The following is a 19,945-nucleotide window of genomic DNA, read 5'->3' on the forward strand; positions in this document are numbered from 1 at the left end:
GCCGGCGCTGAGCGCGCCAGTCCCCAAGACCAGCCGGCGAACCGAAGCGGCCACCCCTGGCCAGCCCGCCGACCGAGCACGCCACTCCAGGCCGCCTGACGCACCGAGGGCGCGACCCCAAGCCAGCCCGCAGACCGCGCACCACTCCAGCTTCTTGAGGTTGGTTGGTTGACGGGGGGATACTGGGTATGCATACTCGGTATTCATGTCGATCAAGCATGGTTTGTTGGCGTTGCTTCGGGAGGGGCCGAAGTACGGGTATCAGTTGCGTGGGGAGTTCGAGGCGGCGACTGGTGCTACCTGGCCGCTGAATATCGGGCAGGTGTACACGACGCTCACCCGGCTTGAGCGCGACGGGCTTGTTCGCGCCGCGTCCGGTGAGGCTGAGGCGGACGGCCGGTCGATGTACGAGATCACCGACGCCGGTCAGGACGAGTTGGCCAAGTGGTTCGAGACTCCGGTGACACGGGAGTCGCGACCGCGTGACGAGTTGGCCATCAAGCTGGCGCTCGCACTCTCGGTGCCGGGGGTGGACGTCAGCGCCGTCGTTCAGCGACAGCGTATGGCGACCATGCAGTCGCTGCAGGAGCTGACGCGGCTGAAGCGCGGCGGCGGTGAGATCTCTTGGCTGCTGGTGCTGGAGTCGATGATCTTCGGCGCTGAGGCGGAGATCCGCTGGCTCGACCACTGCGAGGCGATGCTGCTGCGCCACCGGACCGCCGGCACGACGCGGACCGCCGGTACGACGCCGGCCGCCGCAACGACGCGGGTCGCGAGCGACCAAGGGCGTACGGCGGGAGTGGGCGAGACGTCGAGCACCACCGACGTACCGGATCAGCAGGAACACCACACGGGGGCCAAGAAATGAACGTCATTCTCGACATCCGCAATCTCACCAGGACCCACGGCCAGGGCGAGCAAGCCGTCCACGCGTTGCGCGGTGTCGACCTGGCCGTGCCGGCCGGGGAGCTCGTCGCGGTCATGGGACCGTCCGGCTCGGGCAAGTCGACGCTGCTCACCTGCGCCGGCGGCCTCGACCAGCCCACCTCCGGCGAAGTCCTTGTCGACGGCAACGACCTCGCAACCCTGAGTCGCAACGCCGTCGCCGCCCTGCGCCGCCGCCGGATCGGCTATGTCTTCCAGGACTTCAACCTGATCCCTGCCCTCACCGCCGCCGAGAACGTCGCTCTCCCGCTCGAACTCGACGGCACCCGCTCCCGCACCGCCCACAAGTACGCCGAAGCAGCCCTCGCGGAGGTGGCCATCGGTGACCTGGCCGACCGATTTCCCGACGACATGTCCGGCGGGCAGCGTCAGCGCGTCGCGATCGCCCGCGCGATCGTCGGCGAACGCCGCCTCCTGCTCGCCGACGAACCCACCGGCGCCCTGGACTCCGAGACCGGCGAAGCCGTTCTCCAACTCCTCCGTGACCGCTGCGACCAGCACGGTATCGCCGGCGTCCTGGTCACCCATGACGCCCGCCACGCCGCCTGGGCCGACCGTGTCGTTTACCTTCGCGATGGCGTGCTGGTGGGCCAGTCCGGTCCGCTGTCCGACGCCGACGCTCTGCTGCAGGAGAGCCACTGATGGGCGGCTGGCGCCCGCCGCTGCGCATCGCCCGCCGTACCACCAGGAAGTCGCTCGGCCGGACGTTCCTGGTCGCAGCACTGATCGGTCTGCCGGTGCTCGCGGCGACCTGGATGGGCGTGATCTTCAAGACGTCCAGCCCGGAAGGCGAAACGCTGGCCAAGATCACCGTCGGTCAGGCCGATGCGCAACTGACAGTCACGCAGTACTCCAAGCTCACGAAGCTGACGAGCCCACCGGCGCTCGAGATGGGTGAGCCGCCGCCGGCCGCCGGAGCCGAGGAACCGGCGCGCACGCCGGGCACATTCGATCCGCTGCCGCTGCTGCCGCCCGGGACCACACTGGCCCGGCAGTTCACCGACGGCGGCACCGTGGAGATCCACGGCCGGGATGCGAAGACGTCGGTCGGCCTGGTCACGGGCGACGGCAAGAGCCCGCTGACCGAGGGCACCGTCAAGCTCGACAAGGGCCGGCTCCCGGCCACCCAGAACGAGGTCGCGATCTCGCCGTCACTTGCCGACCGCCTCGGGATCTCCGGCCCGACCGGCACGGTGGTGAGTGCGAGCGGTCAGAACTACACCGTGGTCGGGATCGCGCGCAGGATGTCGCAGCAGGGCGCCGAGACGATCTTCGCCACCCCTGACACCAGCCTGGCCACGCCCGATCCGACCATTTCCGTGACCTACCTGGTCAAGCTGCCCGCGGGCGCCGACGCGGACACGCTCGTTCCACAGCTCATCGACCACGGCATGCTGTTGTTGCCGAGAGCAAACATTGTCGATCCGCCGCCGAGCCCGTACGGCTCGGGCAGCACCGACATCGGCCCGTACGCCGCGATGGCCCTGATCATCGGCTTCGGCGTACTCGAGATCGTCCTGCTCGCCGGTACGGCGTTCGCCGTCGGAGCCCGTCGGCAGACCAGGGAACTCGGACTGGTGATGGCGACCGGCGGTACGCCGCGCGACGTCCGGCGGATCGTACTGATGCAAGGACTGTTCGCCGGCCTGGTCGGTGTGGTCGGCGGACTCGTCACCGCGGCCGTACTGGTCCTCGCCGGCAAACCACTCTGGGAGAAGTTGACCGGAGCGGTGTTCACCGCGTGGCAGATCCCGTGGCTGAACGTCGGACTGATCGCACTGCTCGGTCTGGTGGCCGGTCTGGCGGCGGCCGTCGTACCGGCGCGGAGTGCTAGCCGCCAGTCGCCGGTCTCCGCACTCGCCGGCCGGTTCGCCGTGAGTGCGAAGCAAGCGCGGATCAGGAAGCCTGCGGTGGTACTGCTGGTGGCCGGTGTTGCGTGCGTGTTCATCGGTAGCGCCCTGATCGCCGCGGCATTGCAGGAAGCGCAGCGAGCCGTCTCACAGGAGGACCCGTACCAGGCAACGGTCACACCGACCGGTCCGATCGCTCTGGTGCTGCTAGGGATCACCGCGACCATCGCCGCGCTGGTCTGGATGCTGCCGAGCCTGGTCGGCAAGTTCTCGCGGCTCGCGCGCGTACTGCCACTCAGCGCGCGGCTAGCGGTTCGCGACGCCGCGCGCCACCGGCACCGCACTGGTCCGGCCACGGCCGCGATCATGATGGCCGTGGCTGGAACGGCGGCCGTCGCGTTCGCAGGGTCGAACGCGATCGCGGCCGAGGCGAAGAACTACACCGCGGACGCACACTACGGCGACGCATCGATCCGCTTCGGCACCGGCGGCCCGGACTCGGTGCAGTACTCCAGCAGTACGGTCGACCGCGTCGGTGCACTGCTACCGGTCCGGCACCAGTACGAGCTCGGCACGGTGTCGTTGCCCGAGGCAAAGGCCAACGAGTACGGCTACATCCCGCTACTCTTCGCCGCCAGCGGGCAGACCGAGGGATCCACGTCGTACGGCCTGCTTGCGGTCGACCCGGCGTACATCGCCCGTTTCGGCGAGTACGGCGCCAAGGCCGCCGCCGAACTGCGGGCCGGGAAGGCCGTCCTCCCGCTCGCCACGCTCGCTCCCGGACAGAAGAAGACCGAGGTGAGCACCGAAGGCGACTCCGGGCAGGAGCGGATCGTCGGAACGCTCGTCGCGGCCACCGTGGGCAACACGCCAAGGGTCAGCTACCTGCAACAGAGCGCCCTGATCAGCCAGGACGCGGCGCGCAAGCTGGGCAAGATCACGGTCTACCAGGTCCACTACGAGCTCACCCGGGAGCCCACCAAGGACGAACTGGGCGCAGTCGCCCGGTTCCTCGGCAGCGACGAAGTACTGCAGGTCGAGCGCGGCTACCAGAGCCCGGCACGGCTGTTCCTGCTTGGCATCCTCGGAGCGGCCACAGTTGTCACGCTGCTCGGCGTCGCGATCTCGGTGTCGCTGTCCGCTGCCGAGGGACGGGCGGACCTGGCCACGCTGGCCGCGATCGGTGCACAGCCGCGCCGGCGGCGGAACCTGGCGGCGGCACAGGCCTGGGTGCTCGGGCAGCTCGGCTGTGTGCTGGGAGTAGGCGTCGGCGCACTCTACGGCTACACGGCGCACGCGGCGTTCGGTTCACCGCACTTCATGGTGCCGTGGGTGGAACTCGGCGGCATCGTGATCGCCGTACCACTGTTCGCCGGGCTGCTCGCCTGGCTGATGACCCGCTCACACCTCCCCATGGTCAGCCGAATCGACTAGGGGCACGCAACGGGGGACAGCGGTGTGCTTGTGACCCTCCATCGGCCGCAAGCACACCGCTGGTAGACCACCAGGCCGTCGCTGACCTGATGGGAGGACACCACGCTCCAGCGGTGGCGATGGACATCGATTCTGGTCGTCATGCGTCCATCGTGATGTAATGCCATTATGCATCTCAACCCTTACGGCGCCGATGCGGTCCTGCTGGCGGTCAACCTCGTCACCCGGCCGGCGACCACCCCCGAGGAACTGGCCGAGCGGTGCGAGGAGAGCGGCGTCGAGAGCCGCCTGGTTCGCGAACGCCGCGTCACCGCCGCAGACCTGGCCGCCGTCCGGATCGCTCTGGACGAGTGGCTGGAGGTCGTGGACGCGAAGGACGAGCAGAGTCGCGTCGGTCTGGTCAACGCGATGCTGGCCAAGTACACCGAGCATCCGCGGCTCACCAACCACGCCGGCGACGGCTGGCACGTGCACTACCGGCCCGACAAGGTGCCGGTCGGGCGCCTCGTCGCGACCCTGATCAGCACCGGTACGGCGCTCCACCTGGCGGGCCGCGGGATCAGTCGCCTGGGACGCTGCGCGACCGCCGGATGCGAGAACGTGTACGCCGACCTGTCGCGGACCGGCCGGCAGCGGTACTGCAGCCCCGCCTGTGCGAACCGTGACGCGGTCCGCCGCCACCGCGCCCGCGCGTCCTAGGAGTCCAGCGCCGCCCATGCGGCCGGATCGTCAGGCGCGCCCTCGGCCCGGGGCGGGCCGATCTAGGATGGGGAAATGACCGAGAGCAGCAGCGAGGGCCAGGAAGTTCCGATGGCCGGGGCACGGACCGAGGACGGCAAGGTGCTGATCGTCGGGCCGGACGGCATGGCCGTCGAGGGGCCGCCGCGCTCCGACAGCGACCGCGGCCACGACGAGCCCGACGAACCGCGGTCGGTGACCGAGCTGGTCGAGCAGCCGGCCAAGGTGATGCGGGTCGCGAACATGATCCGCCAACTGCTCGAGGAGGTGAAGTCCGCACCACTGGACGAAGCCTCGCGGCAGCGACTGAAGTCGATCCACGAGGTCTCCATCAAGGAACTGGAGAGCGGGCTGGCGCCGGAGCTGGTCGACGAGCTGGAACGACTCAGCCTCGGCTTCACCGACGACACCGTGCCGACCGAGGCCGAGCTGCGGATCGCGCAGGCCCAGCTGGTCGGCTGGCTCGAGGGTCTGTTCCACGGCATCCAGACCGCCTTGTTCGCGCAGCAGATGGCAGCCCGGCAGCAGCTGGAGGGCATGCGTCGCGCATTGCCCGGCGGACAGCAGATTCCCGCCGATGAGGCGCCCGGCTTCCCCGGTGCACCGCAGGCCGGCCGCACCGACGGACCCGGCAGCGGTGGGATGTACCTGTAGTTCCTTGATTTCAAAGGGTGAAACAACTCAAGACCGGAACAATTCTTCGAGGACGGCGGCGACGCCGTCCTCGTCGTTTGCGGGGCACACCTTGTCCACCACCGCGAGTACGTCGGGATGCGCATTGGCCACCCCGTACGACGTACCGGCCCAGGCGAGCATGGGCAGATCGTTCAGCGAGTCACCGAAAGCGATCGACTCGTCCGCCGAAATCCCTTGCACAGCAGCGAAATCGGCGAGCATCGCGGCTTTCGACACTCCGTTCGCGGAGATCTCCACCAGGTTGGTGCCGCCGCTGTGGCTGGCGGTGACGCGAGCGCCGACCACTGGTGTCACCCGCGCGAGCAGTTCGTCGGAGTGCCAGCTCGGATGACGGACGAGCAGTTTCGCGGCCGGCTCGGACAGCAACACCTCGACTGCGGCTACGAGCGCACCGTCGGGCACCGGCCAGCGGTTCACGTAGTTCGGCTCCTGTCCGTAACGGTCCGATCGCTCGATCGCGAACTCCACTTCGGGAATCTCGGCCCGGATCGCCTGCGCCACCTCGAGTGCGACGGCCGGATCGATCAACCGGGTGCGGATCGCCTTGCGCCGCACGACGTCGTACAGAATGGCGCCGTTGGCAACTATTGCGACTCCGTGATCGCCGACCAGGTCGGACAGGTCGTGCAGCCAGCGAGGTGGCCGGGCGGTGACCATCACGAAAACACTTCCGGCATGCTGGGCCGCGAGCACCGCCGATCGGGTCCGGTCGGAGATCGTTCCGTCACTGTGCACCAACGTTCCGTCAAGGTCGGTGGCGATCAGCCGGGGCAGGCGGAGATGCTGGGATGCCGTCACCCGACCACCGTATCCGGCGGCCTCATTACTCCTCCGACCGCGTTCTGCGCAAGCGAATGGACGCCGGTTTCAAAGGTTTCTGACCAATCTGATTGAGCTTTTGACAACGTCACCAGACCGTTACGGCAGGATGCTGCAAAGGCAGCAAGTTCCCCTGCGCAGCCCCGAGGACGCGTGATTTCATGCGGTGTCTGGCGGGGAACCGGGGGCGATTCGGCCGCGTCGTACGTCTGTTCTGGATCAGCGCGACTGATGCCGCCCACCGACCCTGATGCACACACAAACGCCGTGAAACCGTTGCGGAATTGGCTGCAACCAAAACCACAGCGGCGGCGTCAACAGTTATGGATCGGTGCGTCCTTTACGGGACGACACGGTGGATCGGCAAAAAGTTCGTCGGTCCATCAGTTAGTGGATCCACGTGATCGGGCGGCATTCATCGCTCGTTCATTCGGGTCCTGAAGACTTGGGGAGCCACGATGACCGTCAACAGCGCCAATCTAGCCGGGCCGGGGGGCACTAGCGCCCGAGCGGCTGTGGACATATCTTCCAGCACGGAAGGGGCAACGACCGGATGCATCGCCCGGTCGGACATCTTCCAGCACCGCTTGATGGAAGAGCCGCCGCCCGCATCCGCCACCCGCCGCACCCGCGAGCGGTACGAACAGCTCGTCCGCGAGGCCAAGACCCTCTGTGCCTCGTGCCCACTGTTCACCGACTGCTTGTACAGCGCCGTTGCCGAACACGATGTGAGCGGTTTCGTCGCCGGAACCACTGCTGCACAACGCCGTTCGATGCGGAACCTGCTCGACGTCGAGGTACAGGCAGACGACTTCGACCAGCTCGCGGGGGCCCGCGGCACCCGCCGGCCGGTCAGCCACGAAGAGGTGCTGCGGCTGCGTACGCAGTACCCCAACGACAGCCTGGAGTCCCTGGCCATGCGGCTGGGATGCTCCCTGTCGACGGTCAAGCGGCACCTGCGTCGCGCCCGCCGCGGCCAGAGCCCGGCCGCCAAGACGCCGCGCCCGCGGCCGCAGGTCAGCGCCGTGCTCGACGCCTTCGACACGGTGGTCGACCAGCAGCTCCAGCCGCGCCGGACCGGCGGTAGCCGAGTCGCCTGATCCGGTCTTCGGCCCGCCAGCGGACGATCGGACACTGATAGCGAAGGCCCGGAAACCCTGTGTGTACAGGGATTCCGGGCCTTTCGGTTGCCCACAGCAAGTTGCGCTTGTCAAGCCTTTCGATGCTGACCGAAAGACTCAGAACCATCGGTTGAGGATCGCGGCGACGCCGTCGTCTTGCACCGACTTCGTCACCTCGTCGGCGGCCACCTTCACCTCGTCCGGCGACGACCCCATCGCGATCCCGCGGCCGGCGTACGTCAGCATCTCGATGTCGTTGCGTCCGTCCCCGATCGCGAGCAGGCCGTCGGGCTCCAGTCCGAGCTGCGCGAGCGCAACCTTGAGTCCGGTCGACTTGTCCACGCCTTCCGGCGCGATGTCGAGCCACGCGGTCCAGCCGACGAAGTAGCTGACACCGTGCAGACCGAGCCGTTCGGCCAGCTGGACGAAGTCCGCCTCGGACTGCTCCGGGTCGCGGATGATCAACCTGGTCACGGGTTCCGGTGCCAGTTCGTCGGCGCCGACCACGCGGATCTTCGCGCCGACCCCGAGGTCGCCGTCGGGGAACGGCGCGGTGACCAGGTAGCTGCCGTCGTGTTCCTCGACCGCCATCCGTGCGTTCGGCGCGTACTTGCGCACCGACGCGATCACCGTTGTCGGGTCGAAGGTCCGCTCGTCGACCACGCGACCGTCCGGGTACTGGAGCGTACGCGCACCGTTGCTACAGACAACGAATCCACCGGATGGCAAGCCGAACCGTTCGGCCACCGGGCGGGTGGTCGACCAGGCACGGCCGGTCGCCAGGATCACCGGGACCCGGGCGGCCGTCCGCCGGACCGCGTCGACGACCGCCTCGGACAGCTGTTCGTCGTGGTCGATCAACGTTCCATCGATGTCCAGGGCAACTACTGTCGGCGCGGCGGCCACCGGCCGCGGGCCGTTGGTCATCTGGCAACCGGTTCGAGGACTTCGCGACCGCCGAGGAACGGGCGCAGGGCGTTCGGCACCCGGACCGAGCCGTCGGCCAGCTGGTGCGTCTCCAGGATGGCGACGATCCAGCGGGTGGTGGCCAGCGTCCCGTTCAGCGTCGCGACCGGCTGCGTCTTGCCGTCGGCGTCGCGGTGCCGGATGTTCAGCCGGCGGGCCTGGAAGTCGGTGCAGTTCGATGTCGAGGTCAGCTCGCGGTACCGGCCCTGCGTCGGCACCCAGGCCTCGCAGTCGAACTTCCGGTACGCCGAGACGCCGAGGTCACCGGTCGCGGTGTCGATCACCCGGTAGGCCAGTTCCATCTTGTCGAGCATCTCCTTCTCCCAGCCGAGCAGCCGCTGGTGCTCGTCGGCCGCCTCCTCCAGGCTGCAGTAGGAGAACATCTCGACCTTGTCGAACTGGTGGACACGGATGATCCCGCGGGTGTCCTTCCCGTGCGACCCGGCTTCCTTGCGGTAGCACGACGACCAGCCCGCGTACCGCTTCGGTCCGTCGGACAGGTCCAGGATCTCGTCCATGTGGTACCCCGCCAGCGCGACCTCCGACGTACCTGTCAGGTACAGCTCGGGGTCTTCGAGGCGGTAGACGTCGTCGTGCGCCGACAGGTAGCCGGTGCCGCCCATCACCTCGGGCTTGACCAGCGTCGGCGTGATCATCGGGGTGAAACCGTTCTCGACCGCCTGCTGGATGGCCAGCTGGAGCATGCCGAGCTGGAGCAGCATGCCGGCGCCCTTGAGGAAGTAGAACCGCGAGCCCGAGATCTTCGCGCCGCGTTCCATGTCGATCGCGCCGAGCAACTCGCCCAGCTCGAGGTGGTCGCGGGGCTCGAAGCCCTCGGCGGCGAAGTCACGCGGCTTGCCGACCTCCTCGACCACGACGAAGTCGTCCTCGCCGCCGACCGGGGCGTCGTCGGAAACCAGGTTCGGCAGGTCGCGGGCGAGCTCGTCGAAGCGGTTCCCGGCCTCGTTCGCGGCGGCCTCGTTCGCCTTCACCTCGGCGGCCAGCGTCTTGGTCCGCTCCAGCAGCGCGGCCCGCTCGTCGCCCTTGGCCTGGGCGACCTGCTTGCCGAGGCCCTTCTGCTCGGCCCGGAGCGCCTCGAAGGCGGAGATGGACGATCGACGCTCACTGTCGGCGACCAGAATTTGGTCGACCAGGTCCGTACTCTCACCGCGCTTGGTCAGGGCCGCGCGCACGACATCGGGGTTCTCACGGAGCAGTTTCGCGTCAATCACACGATGAGGGTATCGGGGCGTGTCTGAACCAGCGAAGTCTATTCGGGATGATGTGGTGGCAACACGTGATCATCGAGGGGGATTTGAGCGGGTCATGAGCCACCATCCACCCACTACCGTCGGCCGTGCACTGACGGTCGTCCTGGGTGCGCTCCCGTTCACTGTGATCACCCTGCTCGTGACCGGTCACTGGCCGCCACTGCAGCGCTGGGACGAGTCCACCGCCGCCCGGGCCGCCACGTACGGCGCCGCCCACGAGAGCGTGGTCGACGTCTGGCAGGTGGTCGGTGCCGTGGTTCTGCCGTGGACCTCGCGGGCGGTGCTCGTGATCGTGGCGGCGTACCTCTGGCATCGCCGGGCCCGGCTGCTGGCGGTCTGGCTGCTGACGTCCGCCGTCGCCGAGCTGGTGCTGGTCCAGGTGGTCAAGGCGCTGGTCGAGCGACCCCGGCCGGTGCCGATGCTGGTCGAGGCCGAGGGCTTCTCGTACGTGTCCGGTCACGCGACCGCCGCGTTCGTGATGGCCGGCGCCCTCGGTGTCGTCCTGCCCTCGGTGCGCGGGTGGCGGCGCCGGTTCCGCTTGCTGGTTCTGCTGCCGGTCATCGCGGTGGTGTGGATCGCGTCTGCCGACCGGATCGCGCTCAACGTGGACTTCGTGTCGGACGTCCTGGGCGGCTGGGCGCTCGGCCTTGCGATCCTGACCGCCACCTCGATCGGCTTCGGGCTGCGACCGGGACTCCGGCGACGCAGGCGCCGTACCCCGTCCGATGGCGACGGTACGACGACCCCGCCGCGGGCAGCCGTGATCGTGAACCCGATCAAGGTCGGCGACGGGGTGGCGTTCCGGCGGAAGGTGACCCGGGCGCTGGCGGTCCGCGGGTTCGACGACCCGCTGTGGCTGGAGACGCGGGTGGACGACGCCGGCAACGCGATGGCCAAGCGAGCGATCGAGAACGAGTCGGACCTGGTCCTGGTGGCCGGCGGCGACGGGACGGTCCGGGTGGTCTGCGCCGCGCTGGCGTACACCGGCATCCCGGTCGGGGTGATCCCGGCCGGCACCGGCAACCTGCTGGCCCGGAACCTGCACATCCCGCTCGACCTGGACGACGCGCTGGAGCGGATCCTGGAGGGCCGCGAACGGCGGATCGACCTGGTCAAGGTGCACGGCGACGAGCTCGACACCGACCGGTTCGCGGTGATGGCCGGGCTCGGGCTGGACGCTGCGATCATCTCCGGCGCGCCGCCGCATCTGAAGGCGCAGATCGGCTGGACGGCGTACCTGGTGTCGGCGGCGAAGAACATCAACCATCCGTCGGTGCGGGTGGAGCTCACGCTGGACGACGAGGAGCCGATCGATCGGCGGGTGCGCACGGTGGTGATCGGGAACGTCGGCATGCTGCAGGCGAACATCCCGCTGCTCCCGGACGCCCGGCCGGACGACGGGCTGCTTGACGTGGTGGTGATCGCGCCAAGGCGGGTGACCCAGTGGCCGATCGTGCTCTGGCGGCTGATGACGCGGACGAACCGGACGGACATGTACCTCGAGCGGTTCACCGGCCGGAAGGTGGAGATCACCGCGGCGGTCGACGTAGAGCGGCAACTGGACGGCGATCCGATCGGGCCTGGGCGGTCTCTGACGGCCGAGATCGAGCCCGGCGCCCTGCTGGCCAGGGTGCCCAAGCGGCGTTAGAGGGCGTCTGAGAACTCTGCACCGTCGCGAGGAGTGCCCCCCGGTAGGCGCAGGGTTCTCAGACGCCCACTTAGCTCTCGACGGTTGGGCCGGCTTCCTTGCGGAGGGTGTCGATCGCCTCTTCCTCTTCCGGCGACAGCTTGGCCTCGCTCACGAACGCCTTGATCTCCTTGGCGTACGTCCGCGCGTCGGCCCGGCTGTTGATCGACGTCAGTACGACGCCGTCGCCCTGGTCGTCGAGCAGCGCCATCGACCACGACAGCTTGCCGCCGGTGTCGCCGAACGCGTCGTACCGGACCACCGCGAGGTGCTGCAGCGTCTCCCGCAGCTCGCCGCGGGTCACCTCGAGCTCCTTGCCCAGCTTCTTCAACTCGGACCGGACCGTGCCCTGCTTGGGCTCCGGCTGCTGCGGCTGGGGCTCTGCCTCCGGGGTCGGTGTGGCGGGCAGCTTGGACGATCTGGACGTAGCTGACTGCGTTCGCAGGGCCTGGATGGCGAACACCAGGGCGAGCACCGCCACGAACAGGGCGGCGATCGCAATAGCACCGGCTAACGTCGAAGACACGCACGAGAGCCTAAGGCATCGGGTGGTATGTCTGAGTACTCAGGCGATTGCGGAGAGTGCGTGGCGTGGGTTCATCGGTGGACCGGAGGAGATACCGCGGCCGGGCGCCACGTAGATTCACGGCGTGACACATTTGCCTGATCAAGGTCCGCAACCGGGCGTCCACGACCTCGGATACGCACGGCTCGACACCGACCGGCTGGAGCGCACCGGCGACGCCGAGGTGGTCTACGGAGCCGGCAAGGCGCCTGCCCAGATAGTGGAACTGCTGCGGACGCTGCACGAGACCCACCCGGATCACGCCGTACTGGCGACCCGGCTGAGCGAGGAGGCCCAGGAGGCGGTCGCCGCGGCGCACCCGTCCGCGGTGGTCGACCCGGTCGGCCGTACGGCGGTCCTCGGTACGCCGCCTGTACTGCGCGGCACCGTGGCGGTGGTGTCGGCGGGTACGTCGGATGCCCCGGTAGCGGCCGAGGCTGCGACGACGGCCCGGGTATTCGGGGCCGAGGTGGATCTGATTACCGATGTCGGTGTGGCGGGGCTGCACCGGGTCATGGGTGTTCGGGAACGGCTCGACGCGGCGGACTGCCTGGTTGTGGTGGCCGGCATGGAGGGTGCGCTGGCCAGTGTCGTCGGCGGACTCGTCGGCGTACCGCTGGTCGCCGTGCCGACGTCGGTGGGGTACGGCGCCTCGTTCGGTGGGGTGGCGGCGTTGCTGGCGATGCTGAACTCCTGTGCACCCGGTGTGTCCGTGGTGAACATCGACAACGGGTTCGGTGCGGGTGTGTTCGCGGCCCGGGTGGCGCGGCGCGCGGCTCCGCAGGAAGCGAAGGACCAGCCGTGAGGATTGCCTGGATCGACTGCTCGGCCGGCGCCTCCGGGGACATGCTTCTCGGCGCGTTCCTGGATGCCGGTGCCGACCTGGCGACGGTCAACACCGCGGTAGCCGCTGTGGACCCGTCCCTCTCGGTGACGGTCGAACGCACTGCCCGCCACCAGATAGCCGCCACCAAGGCCACCGTCCGCGTGGACGGCACACCGCACCCGGAGAACACCCCGGACGCCGGCCACGGACATGGGCACGGCCACGGACATGGACATGGACATGGACATGGACATGGCCACGATGGGACAGCAGACACCGCCGGCGATGAGCCGGCGCATCAGCACACTCGGCCTTGGGCGGAGGTGCGGCGGATGCTTCAGGAGGCTGCGCTCGACGGGGCGGTTCGGGACCGGGCGCTGGACACGTTTGCTCGGCTGGCCCGGGCGGAGGCGGCCGCGCACGGTGTGACTCCGGATGAGGTGCACTTCCACGAGGTCGGGGCGTTGGACGCGATCGCGGACATCGTCGGTGTCGCGGCGGCCTCGGTCGCCCTCGAGCTCGACCGAGTGGTGGTGTCGACGATCGCGTTGGGAGGTGGGCGGCAGGCGCGCGGGCAACACGGCGGCATCCCGATTCCGGGTCCGGCGGTGCTCCACCTGCTGTCCGAGGCCGACGCACCGGTGATCGGCGGCACTGCGCCGTACGAGATGACGACGCCGACCGGCGCGGCGCTGCTGGCGTCACTGGCGGACGAGTTCGGGCTGCTGCCGGCGATGCGGATCGAGCAGACCGGCGTGGGCGCCGGCGGCCGCGACCCGATCGAGGTGCCGAACCTCGTGCGCGTGGTCGTGGGCGAGGCGATCGAGAGCCCGGCCACCGAACTCGTCTACGAGACCAACGTCGACGATCTGGACCCCCGGATCTGGCCGCAGGTGCTCGCCCGCCTGATGGAAGCCGGCGCGGCTGATGCCTGGCTGACCCCGATCCTGATGAAGAAGGGCCGGCCCGCGCACACCCTGTCGGTCCTGGTCGGCAGCGCGAACGCCGAACTCGTCCGCTCCGTGATCCTGGCCGAGACCTCGGCGATCGGGCTGCGCGAGTTCGCGATCCGCAAGCACGCGGCTGACCGCGAGTTCGCCAGCGTCGACGTCGAGGGCCAGCGCATCCACGTCAAGATCGCCCGGTACGGCGGTCAGGTGGTCAATGTCCAGCCGGAGTACGACGACGTGGCCGCCGCCGCGTCGAACCTCAAGAAGCCGGTCAAAACCGTGCTGGCCAAGGCGATCGCGGCCGGCCACGACCTCTGGAGCTGACGGCTCAGCGACCGCTGTAGGGAGGGGCGAAGAACACCAGCAGGGCCAGATCCTCGGTCACGTCGGTGAACCGATGCTCCTCCCCGGCCGGCACGAACAACACGTCGCCGGGACCGACCGCCTCGGTCCCGCCCGGCGTCACCAGAGTCGCCCGGCCGGTCGTGACGACGTAGATCTCGTCCTCGTGATGCGGCGCCTGGTCGTCCAAGCCGCCGGCCGGGATCGAGTAGGTGCCCACGGACATGGCCGAGGTCCGCAACTGTTCCACGTAGTCGTTCGGCTCGCGGCGTACGAAGACGCCCACCCCCACCAGTTTCTTCATCCAGGGAGACTAGTGGTTTGCTGCGGCACCGACTTCGACTTACGGCGCGGCCAGTCGTACGGCCACCACTGCGCACCGCCGCGGCGGGCCCAGATGATCAGGCCGACCAGCACCGCGAGCTCGATGGCCGGGCAGATCGTGTCCCGGAGCCGGGCGCTGAACCACTCCAGCGAGTCGGACAGGCTGGCCGCCACCTGTCGAGCGTTCGGATCACGCCCGGGCACGTAGGCGATCGCGAGCATGGTCGTCCGGACCACCATCAGCCCGTCGACCTTCGACGCGGCGACCGCGGCCAGCGCGACCCAGGCGATCAGGTCGTACCAGGGCAGCGAGTACATCGCCGTCAGGATCCAGGCGATCGCGTAGATCGCTGTGTACCGGATGGCGGCCGGCGTGGGGTCGTCCGCGTGGGTCTGTGGGACCAGCGACTTGGGGAACACCTGCGTCAGCAGGATCGCGACCACGATCAGGCCGACCCAGGCGAGGATCGCCAGGACCGTGCGCACCAGTCCGTTCGGCAGGAACAGGGTGAAGAAGCTCAGCAGCACCTTGTGCGGCGTACCGGTGGAGATGAACGACGTCTGCGAGCGCGCCTGCTGGAACGCCTGCAGGCCGACGAAGGCGTACAGACCGCCCATCGCGAGAGCGCCACCACCGCAGAAGATCGCGGCCTTGCGCCGGTCGTTGTGCAACGCCCACAGCATCGCGACACCGACCAGGCCGATGGACAGCTTGGTGCAGCCGGCGACGCCGATCATGATGCCGGCCCAGAAGATGTGCCGCCGGAACAGCACCAGTGCGATCACCGCGAACATCACCGCGATCGCGTCGTTGTGCGCACCCGCCAGGACGGTCCACAGGATCAGCGGGTTGGCCAGGCCGAGCATGATCACGCGGCGCCGGTTCGGCAGGTTGGGCCCGACCAGCTTGACCAGCAGCAGTCCGGTGACGATCAGGCTGATCGCGACCGACAACTGCAGCATCCACACCGTCAGCTGCATCGAGTCGCCACCGATCAGCGACGACAGCCACTGGACCCAGGTCGCGATCGGGCCGTACACGCTCTTCGCGCCCTGCCAGGGCCGTTCCGTCGCCGCGATCACCGGGTCGTACCCGAGCCGGATCGTGTCCGCCGGCGCGGTCGTGTACGGGTCGCCGCCGAGCGACATGATCCGCCCGTACGCCGCGTAGATCAGCACGTCGCCCGAGGCCATCGGCGGGACCAGCGTGATCGCCGCCGTCGTACCGATGCCTAGGGCAATCAATCGGTCGATTCGCGGAGCCCAGCCGTTCTTCAGGGCCTTGGTGGCGAGGAAGACACCGTACCCGCCGAGGATGATCGCGACGTAGATCATCATCGTGACGAGCCAGTCGTTCGGCTTCGTGTCCCACCAGTACGACGGGAGCCACGCGTGCCGGTTCGTCAGCGTCAGCACGACCACGGACGGACCGAGCAGGCCGGCGCCGACGATCAGCGCCGTACAGGCGAGGTAGAGGGCGACGGCCCAGCGGCCGTAGCGGTTGCCCAGCCGCTGATCGGTGGTCGCGCCAACGGTGTCCGGGGTGACGTCTGGCTTGCTCATTGCCCCGACTTCCGAGGGAACAGGCTGCGGAGCGACGGACCGCCTCCGTCGGCGGGCAGGGCGCTACGCGCGGCCAGGGCGCGACGGACGTGCAAGTACTGCTTCGCGCGGTGCAACTGGCCGCGCAGATCGGTCCCGGTGGCCCGGTGCCGGACCTCGATCGGAACCTCCAGGATGCGGAACCCCTTGCGGCCGAGGTCGATGCTGAGCGCGGTCTCGACGCCGAACCCGGCGGCCAGCGGAACTGCGGAGTCGAACGCGGCCCGGGTCAGGCACCGCTGCCCCGACAACGGCTGCTCCGGCGCCCATCCGGTCGCCTCCTCGACGCCGGCACGAGCGAGCCGTACGACGAACCCGTGCCCGCCGGCCTTGGACCCGTCGGCCCGGACCTGCGCCGGCAGGGTGCCGATGGTCATGTCCGCCATGCCGTTCTGCACCGGCTCGATCAGCGGCGCCGCCGCGGTCGCGGAGTCGGTCAGGTCGGCGTCCAGGAACAGCAGATGCCGGGGCCGCGCCCCGTCACGCGCCGCGACCGCCGCCGCACCCGTCTCCATCGCCGCCGCCTTCCCCCGGTTCCGGTCGTGCCGTACGACGACGGCTCCGGCGCGCTCGGCGGCTTCTGCCGTACCGTCCGCCGAGCCGTCGTCCACGACCACGACCAGGTCCACCCCGATGATCTTGTGCACCGCGTCCACGGTGGCCGCGATCCGGTCCGCTTCGTCCTTCGCCGGGATCACACAGGCGACGGCACGCTCGAACGGCTCGGAAGGCAGGTCATGACCGGACACAGCACCGCAGCCTAGTTCCTCCACAGCCGATCGACCTCGTCAGCGTCCGGCTGCTGTGGATATCTCGTTCTTTCGTACGACCGTGACGACCAGACCCGGTCCCGGTCCCGCCAAGTTGGCGATTCGGGGATATTGTCGGACAATCTGACAGATTGGAACGGCGTCCCCCGGCTCGGGGTGTGGCTGCCGTAGCTTGGTTGGAACGACCGGACGAAAGGGGAGGCCCATGACCGAGGCGCAGGGAGCCGGCAGGGCGTACGGCGTCGACAGCGAGGTCGGTCCGCTCCGGACGGTGATGCTGCACCGCCCAGGGAACGAACTCCGCCGGCTGACCCCACGGAACAACGACAAGCTGCTGTTCGACGGCATCCCCTGGGTCGGCCGGGCGCAGGACGAGCACGACGCCTTCGCCCAGGCGCTGCGGGACCGCGACGTCGAGGTGCTGTACCTCGGCGAGCTGCTCACCGAGGCGCTCGGCGACCCCGAGGCCCGCGCCCGCGCGGTGAAGGGCACCACCGAGGACCTCCGGCTGGGCGACACCCTGCGTGACTACCTGCGCTCGTCACTCGCCGACCTCGATCCGGCCCGGCTCGCGGAGGCCCTGATGGCCGGCGTACGCAACGACGAGGTCCGGGCGGGCGGGCTGGTGACCTCTCTGCTGGCGCACGAGGACTTCCTGATCGACCCGCTGCCGAACCTGCTCTTCACCCGCGACTCCAGCGTTTGGATCCGGGACTCGGTCGCGGTCACCTCGCTGGCGATGCCGGCCCGGATGCGCGAGACGCAGCTGACCGAGTTGATCTACGGCTTCCACCCGCGCTTCGCCGGCGCCGACAAGGTGTACGACCACCAGCTCGAGCACGTCGAGGGCGGTGACGTCCTGGCGCTCGGTCCCGGCGTACTGGCCGTCGGAGTCGGCGAGCGTACGACGCCTGCCGGTGTGGAGCGGCTGGCCCGGCGAGTGTTCGCCAAGGGTCTGGCCCACACCGTGCTCGCCGTACCGATCGCGCAGCAGCGAGCCACGATGCACCTCGACACCGTGTGCACGATGGTCGACGTCGACGCCGTACTGATGTATCCGAACATGGCCGAAGAGATGCGTGCGCTCGCGGTGACCACCGACGGCGACCAGCTGCACGTCGCCGAGCCGGAGCCGTTCCTGGTGGCCGCTGCGAAGGCGCTCGGCATCGACACACTGCGCCGGATCGATACCGGTCTGGACCCGGTGACCGCCGAACGCGAGCAGTGGGACGACGGCAACAACACCCTCGCGCTGGCGCCGCGGGTCTGCATCGCGTACGAACGCACGGTGGAGACGAACGCGCGCCTGGAGGAGTCGGGGATCGACGTCATCCGGATCTCCGGGTCCGAGCTCGGCTCCGGCCGCGGTGGACCCCGCTGTATGTCGTGTCCGGTACTGCGTGCACCGGTCAAGTAAGCCCTACGACACGCGCAGTGAAATCGGGGCTTGTGGCGGACGACCGATCTGAGTACTCTTCATGCCTAGGCCCAGGCCCTGTTGCTCCCCCGTCAGCAGGACTTGGGCCGTCCACATTCTTCAGCCGAACGCCCGGGTGCGGTGCACCCGGGCGTTCGCATGTCAGCGGATGGTCAGCTGACGACTGGCCAGACCGGCCCGCGCGGCGCGCTCCTCGGTGGTGAGCGGAGCCTCGGTGGCGAGCGCCTTCTCCAGCGCCGTGGCGAAGTCGGCCGCCGGCTTCTCGACATCAGCCGCCTCAGCGTCGGCCGGGAGCTCCCAGACCGGCGCCAGCACGCCCAGGGCCCGGAAAGAGCCGATCAGACGGCTGCCCTCGATCAGCGCCGACGAGCCGGCCGCGTGCAGCCGAGCCAGAGCGTTGAGCAGAGTGTCCTCGCTGTGTGGCATCACCCAGCGCAGGTAGCGGCGGTCGCCGATCTGCGTCCAGTACGCCGCGTCGACCGACTCCAACCGCACCGTCGGGGCAGCGGCCGCGTTGGCGCGCTCCAGACCCGCGGCGACCTCGCCGGTCGGGTCCTCGACGTTCTCGCCGACCCAGTAGTCGAAGCCCTCGTGCACCTTCACCTCGATCGGCTTCGAGGTGTCGATCAGGTCCTGCAGCCGGGGACCGTCCTTCATCAGGTCGCCGAGCTGGATCGGGTTGCCCGGTTCGGTGTTCAGTGCGGCGGTGATCGCGTGGCCGAGGTCGCGGCTCGGGTCGCCCGACGACGCGTGCGTCTGCAGGCCGATCCAGATCGACTCGTCGTCGCGCACCAGGCCCGGCATCGCCATCGGCAGCAGGGTGACCAGGTTGACCACCTTGCCCGCGTGCTCACCGGTCAGCTCGACCTCCGCCGTACCGGAGGGGACGATCTCGCGGAAGGCGATCAGGTCGCACTCGGCCGGCAGGCCCTCGAACGGCCGTACCACGAAGGTGTCAGCGGCCTGGGCCCGCTCCCGGCCGTGGCACTGCTTGAACCGCTTGCCCGAACCACACGGGCAGGGCTCCCGCGGCCCGACATCGACCAGATCGGCCGGGTCCAGCGTGACGGTCGTCGTGTGCTTCGTGCGCTGCCGCGACTTCTTTCCCATGGGCGCAGTCTTGCAGCCCACCGCACCCCGCGGCCAACCAGCTCAGTCCGGGGTGCCGGCTCAGTTCGGGATGATGGCGTGGACAGTCCGATGGGTGGCGGCGGTCCGCACGTCCCAACTCGTGGTGAGCATGTCGACGATGGCCAGGCCCCGGCCGCCGATCGATTCCGGATGGGTGTCGCTGATGCGCTGCGGCTCGGTGTCGCCGCGACCGTCGGTGACCTCGACGTGGATCCCTGACCTGTCGATCCACCAGGCCGCGCGCACCTCACCGGCCGGCAGCGGAGGCGCGTACCGGATTGCGTTGGAGAGCAGTTCGGACAGCACCAGCTGCGCGTCGTCGGACGCGGCTTCGGTGATCCGGTACCGCTTCAGATAGGCGGCCAGACGGCGACGGGCGTCCGCTACCGCGGACACTTCGTGCGGCAGTACGACGTCCACGACGCTGACGTCGGCAGGCAGGGTCGCAGAGGACAAGCAGGGTCTCCTCG

The 19,945-nt window shown here is 69.2% G+C and carries 19 protein-coding genes; 10 read left to right on the forward strand and 9 right to left on the reverse strand.

Going from position 1 to position 19,945, the window contains the following annotated elements:
* Window positions 1-205 precede the first annotated feature (205 nt).
* The 5 genes from E0H75_RS03290 (at window position 206) to E0H75_RS03310 (ending at window position 5,621) form a co-directional block, all read left to right on the forward strand.
* On the forward strand, window positions 206-868 hold the full coding sequence (locus tag E0H75_RS03290; RefSeq protein WP_131511519.1) for a PadR family transcriptional regulator: 663 nt from the start codon (window positions 206-208) through the stop codon (window positions 866-868).
* On the forward strand, window positions 865-1,587 hold the full coding sequence (locus E0H75_RS03295; protein WP_131511520.1) for an ABC transporter ATP-binding protein: 723 nt from the start codon (window positions 865-867) through the stop codon (window positions 1,585-1,587). The genes E0H75_RS03290 and E0H75_RS03295 overlap by 4 nt, the downstream gene beginning before the upstream one ends.
* Window positions 1,587-4,229: an ABC transporter permease gene (locus E0H75_RS03300; RefSeq protein WP_131511521.1), complete on the forward strand. Its 2,643-nt coding sequence runs from the start codon at window positions 1,587-1,589 to the stop codon at window positions 4,227-4,229. The genes E0H75_RS03295 and E0H75_RS03300 overlap by 1 nt, the downstream gene beginning before the upstream one ends.
* Before the next feature lie 168 nt (window positions 4,230-4,397).
* Window positions 4,398-4,928, forward strand: coding sequence for a CGNR zinc finger domain-containing protein (locus tag E0H75_RS03305; RefSeq protein ID WP_131511522.1), 531 nt, complete (start codon window positions 4,398-4,400; stop codon window positions 4,926-4,928).
* A gap of 75 nt (window positions 4,929-5,003) precedes the next feature.
* Complete coding sequence (locus E0H75_RS03310) at window positions 5,004-5,621, forward strand: bacterial proteasome activator family protein (protein WP_131511523.1); 618 nt, start codon at window positions 5,004-5,006, stop codon at window positions 5,619-5,621.
* A gap of 27 nt (window positions 5,622-5,648) precedes the next feature.
* Here the strand turns inward: E0H75_RS03310 and E0H75_RS03315 are convergent, their stop codons facing one another.
* The gene (locus tag E0H75_RS03315; protein ID WP_131511524.1) at window positions 5,649-6,461 is read right to left on the reverse strand and encodes an HAD family hydrolase; all 813 of its coding nucleotides are present in this window, start codon (window positions 6,459-6,461) and stop codon (window positions 5,649-5,651) included.
* A gap of 536 nt (window positions 6,462-6,997) precedes the next feature.
* Here E0H75_RS03315 and E0H75_RS03320 point away from each other — a divergent pair.
* Window positions 6,998-7,582, forward strand: coding sequence for a WhiB family transcriptional regulator (locus E0H75_RS03320; protein WP_238162793.1), 585 nt, complete (start codon window positions 6,998-7,000; stop codon window positions 7,580-7,582).
* Window positions 7,583-7,720: 138 nt separating this feature from the next.
* On the opposite strand, the gene E0H75_RS03325 is transcribed toward E0H75_RS03320, so the two are convergent.
* The gene (locus E0H75_RS03325) at window positions 7,721-8,530 is read right to left on the reverse strand and encodes an HAD family hydrolase (RefSeq protein ID WP_131511526.1); all 810 of its coding nucleotides are present in this window, start codon (window positions 8,528-8,530) and stop codon (window positions 7,721-7,723) included.
* Window positions 8,527-9,801, reverse strand: a complete 1,275-nt coding sequence (gene serS, locus E0H75_RS03330) for a serine--tRNA ligase (RefSeq protein WP_131511527.1) — start codon at window positions 9,799-9,801, stop codon at window positions 8,527-8,529. The genes E0H75_RS03325 and serS overlap by 4 nt, the downstream gene beginning before the upstream one ends.
* A gap of 94 nt (window positions 9,802-9,895) precedes the next feature.
* Here serS and E0H75_RS03335 point away from each other — a divergent pair, with 94 nt between their 5' ends.
* Window positions 9,896-11,488: a bifunctional phosphatase PAP2/diacylglycerol kinase family protein gene (locus E0H75_RS03335; protein ID WP_131511528.1), complete on the forward strand. Its 1,593-nt coding sequence runs from the start codon at window positions 9,896-9,898 to the stop codon at window positions 11,486-11,488.
* A gap of 70 nt (window positions 11,489-11,558) precedes the next feature.
* On the opposite strand, the gene E0H75_RS03340 is transcribed toward E0H75_RS03335, so the two are convergent.
* Complete coding sequence (locus E0H75_RS03340) at window positions 11,559-12,053, reverse strand: DUF4446 family protein (RefSeq protein ID WP_131511529.1); 495 nt, start codon at window positions 12,051-12,053, stop codon at window positions 11,559-11,561.
* Between the two features lie 124 nt (window positions 12,054-12,177).
* On the opposite strand from E0H75_RS03340, the gene larB reads away from it, so the two are divergent.
* Together larB and larC are read left to right on the forward strand one after the other, a co-directional pair.
* Entirely contained in the window at window positions 12,178-12,897 is a 720-nt protein-coding gene (gene larB, locus E0H75_RS03345) for a nickel pincer cofactor biosynthesis protein LarB (protein WP_131511530.1), read from the forward strand.
* Window positions 12,894-14,192, forward strand: coding sequence for a nickel pincer cofactor biosynthesis protein LarC (gene larC, locus E0H75_RS03350; protein ID WP_131511531.1), 1,299 nt, complete (start codon window positions 12,894-12,896; stop codon window positions 14,190-14,192). Before larB ends, larC begins: the two co-directional genes overlap by 4 nt.
* Window positions 14,193-14,196: 4 nt before the next feature.
* Here the strand turns inward: larC and E0H75_RS03355 are convergent, their stop codons facing one another.
* The 3 genes from E0H75_RS03355 to E0H75_RS03365 are packed head-to-tail and all read right to left on the reverse strand — an operon-like array spanning window position 14,197 to window position 16,885.
* Window positions 14,197-14,514 carry a cupin domain-containing protein gene (locus E0H75_RS03355; RefSeq protein ID WP_131511532.1) on the reverse strand — a complete coding sequence of 106 codons (318 nt, stop codon included), beginning with the start codon at window positions 14,512-14,514 and terminating at the stop codon, window positions 14,197-14,199.
* Window positions 14,511-16,097, reverse strand: coding sequence for an MptA/MptB family glycosyltransferase (locus E0H75_RS03360; RefSeq protein ID WP_131511533.1), 1,587 nt, complete (start codon window positions 16,095-16,097; stop codon window positions 14,511-14,513). Before E0H75_RS03360 ends, E0H75_RS03355 begins: the two co-directional genes overlap by 4 nt.
* Complete coding sequence (locus E0H75_RS03365; RefSeq protein WP_131511534.1) at window positions 16,094-16,885, reverse strand: glycosyltransferase family 2 protein; 792 nt, start codon at window positions 16,883-16,885, stop codon at window positions 16,094-16,096. Before E0H75_RS03365 ends, E0H75_RS03360 begins: the two co-directional genes overlap by 4 nt.
* A 226-nt stretch (window positions 16,886-17,111) precedes the next feature.
* Between E0H75_RS03365 and E0H75_RS03370 the strand changes: the two genes are divergently transcribed.
* A complete protein-coding gene (locus E0H75_RS03370; RefSeq protein ID WP_131511535.1) occupies window positions 17,112-18,323 on the forward strand; it encodes an arginine deiminase in 1,212 nt (403 codons plus the stop codon).
* Between the two features lie 162 nt (window positions 18,324-18,485).
* On the opposite strand, the gene E0H75_RS03375 is transcribed toward E0H75_RS03370, so the two are convergent.
* Window positions 18,486-19,454 (reverse strand): DUF5926 family protein, encoded by a 969-nt coding sequence (locus tag E0H75_RS03375; RefSeq protein WP_131511536.1) that lies wholly within the window; start codon window positions 19,452-19,454, stop codon window positions 18,486-18,488.
* Window positions 19,455-19,514: 60 nt separating this feature from the next.
* The gene (locus tag E0H75_RS03380; RefSeq protein WP_131511537.1) at window positions 19,515-19,931 is read right to left on the reverse strand and encodes an ATP-binding protein; all 417 of its coding nucleotides are present in this window, start codon (window positions 19,929-19,931) and stop codon (window positions 19,515-19,517) included.
* Window positions 19,932-19,945: the final 14 nt, after the last annotated feature.

Origin of the sequence: Kribbella capetownensis (genome assembly GCF_004331485.1) — a bacterium.
GTDB classification, from domain to species: Bacteria; Actinomycetota; Actinomycetes; order Propionibacteriales; family Kribbellaceae; genus Kribbella; species Kribbella capetownensis.

Excerpts from the sequence above, each read along its gene's own strand:
- E0H75_RS03370 (WP_131511535.1), top strand. The coding sequence starts at position 17,112 with ATGACCGAGGCGCAGGGAGCCGGCAGGGCGTACGGCGTCGACAGCGAG.
- E0H75_RS03325 (WP_131511526.1), bottom strand. The coding sequence starts at position 8,530 with ATGACCAACGGCCCGCGGCCGGTGGCCGCCGCGCCGACAGTAGTTGCC.
- E0H75_RS03375 (WP_131511536.1), bottom strand. The coding sequence starts at position 19,454 with ATGGGAAAGAAGTCGCGGCAGCGCACGAAGCACACGACGACCGTCACG.
- E0H75_RS03310 (WP_131511523.1), top strand. The coding sequence starts at position 5,004 with ATGACCGAGAGCAGCAGCGAGGGCCAGGAAGTTCCGATGGCCGGGGCA.
- E0H75_RS03295 (WP_131511520.1), top strand. The coding sequence starts at position 865 with ATGAACGTCATTCTCGACATCCGCAATCTCACCAGGACCCACGGCCAG.
- E0H75_RS03300 (WP_131511521.1), top strand. The coding sequence starts at position 1,587 with ATGGGCGGCTGGCGCCCGCCGCTGCGCATCGCCCGCCGTACCACCAGG.
- E0H75_RS03360 (WP_131511533.1), bottom strand. The coding sequence starts at position 16,097 with ATGAGCAAGCCAGACGTCACCCCGGACACCGTTGGCGCGACCACCGAT.
- E0H75_RS03335 (WP_131511528.1), top strand. The coding sequence starts at position 9,896 with ATGAGCCACCATCCACCCACTACCGTCGGCCGTGCACTGACGGTCGTC.
- E0H75_RS03290 (WP_131511519.1), top strand. The coding sequence starts at position 206 with ATGTCGATCAAGCATGGTTTGTTGGCGTTGCTTCGGGAGGGGCCGAAG.
- E0H75_RS03305 (WP_131511522.1), top strand. The coding sequence starts at position 4,398 with ATGCATCTCAACCCTTACGGCGCCGATGCGGTCCTGCTGGCGGTCAAC.
- E0H75_RS03355 (WP_131511532.1), bottom strand. The coding sequence starts at position 14,514 with ATGAAGAAACTGGTGGGGGTGGGCGTCTTCGTACGCCGCGAGCCGAAC.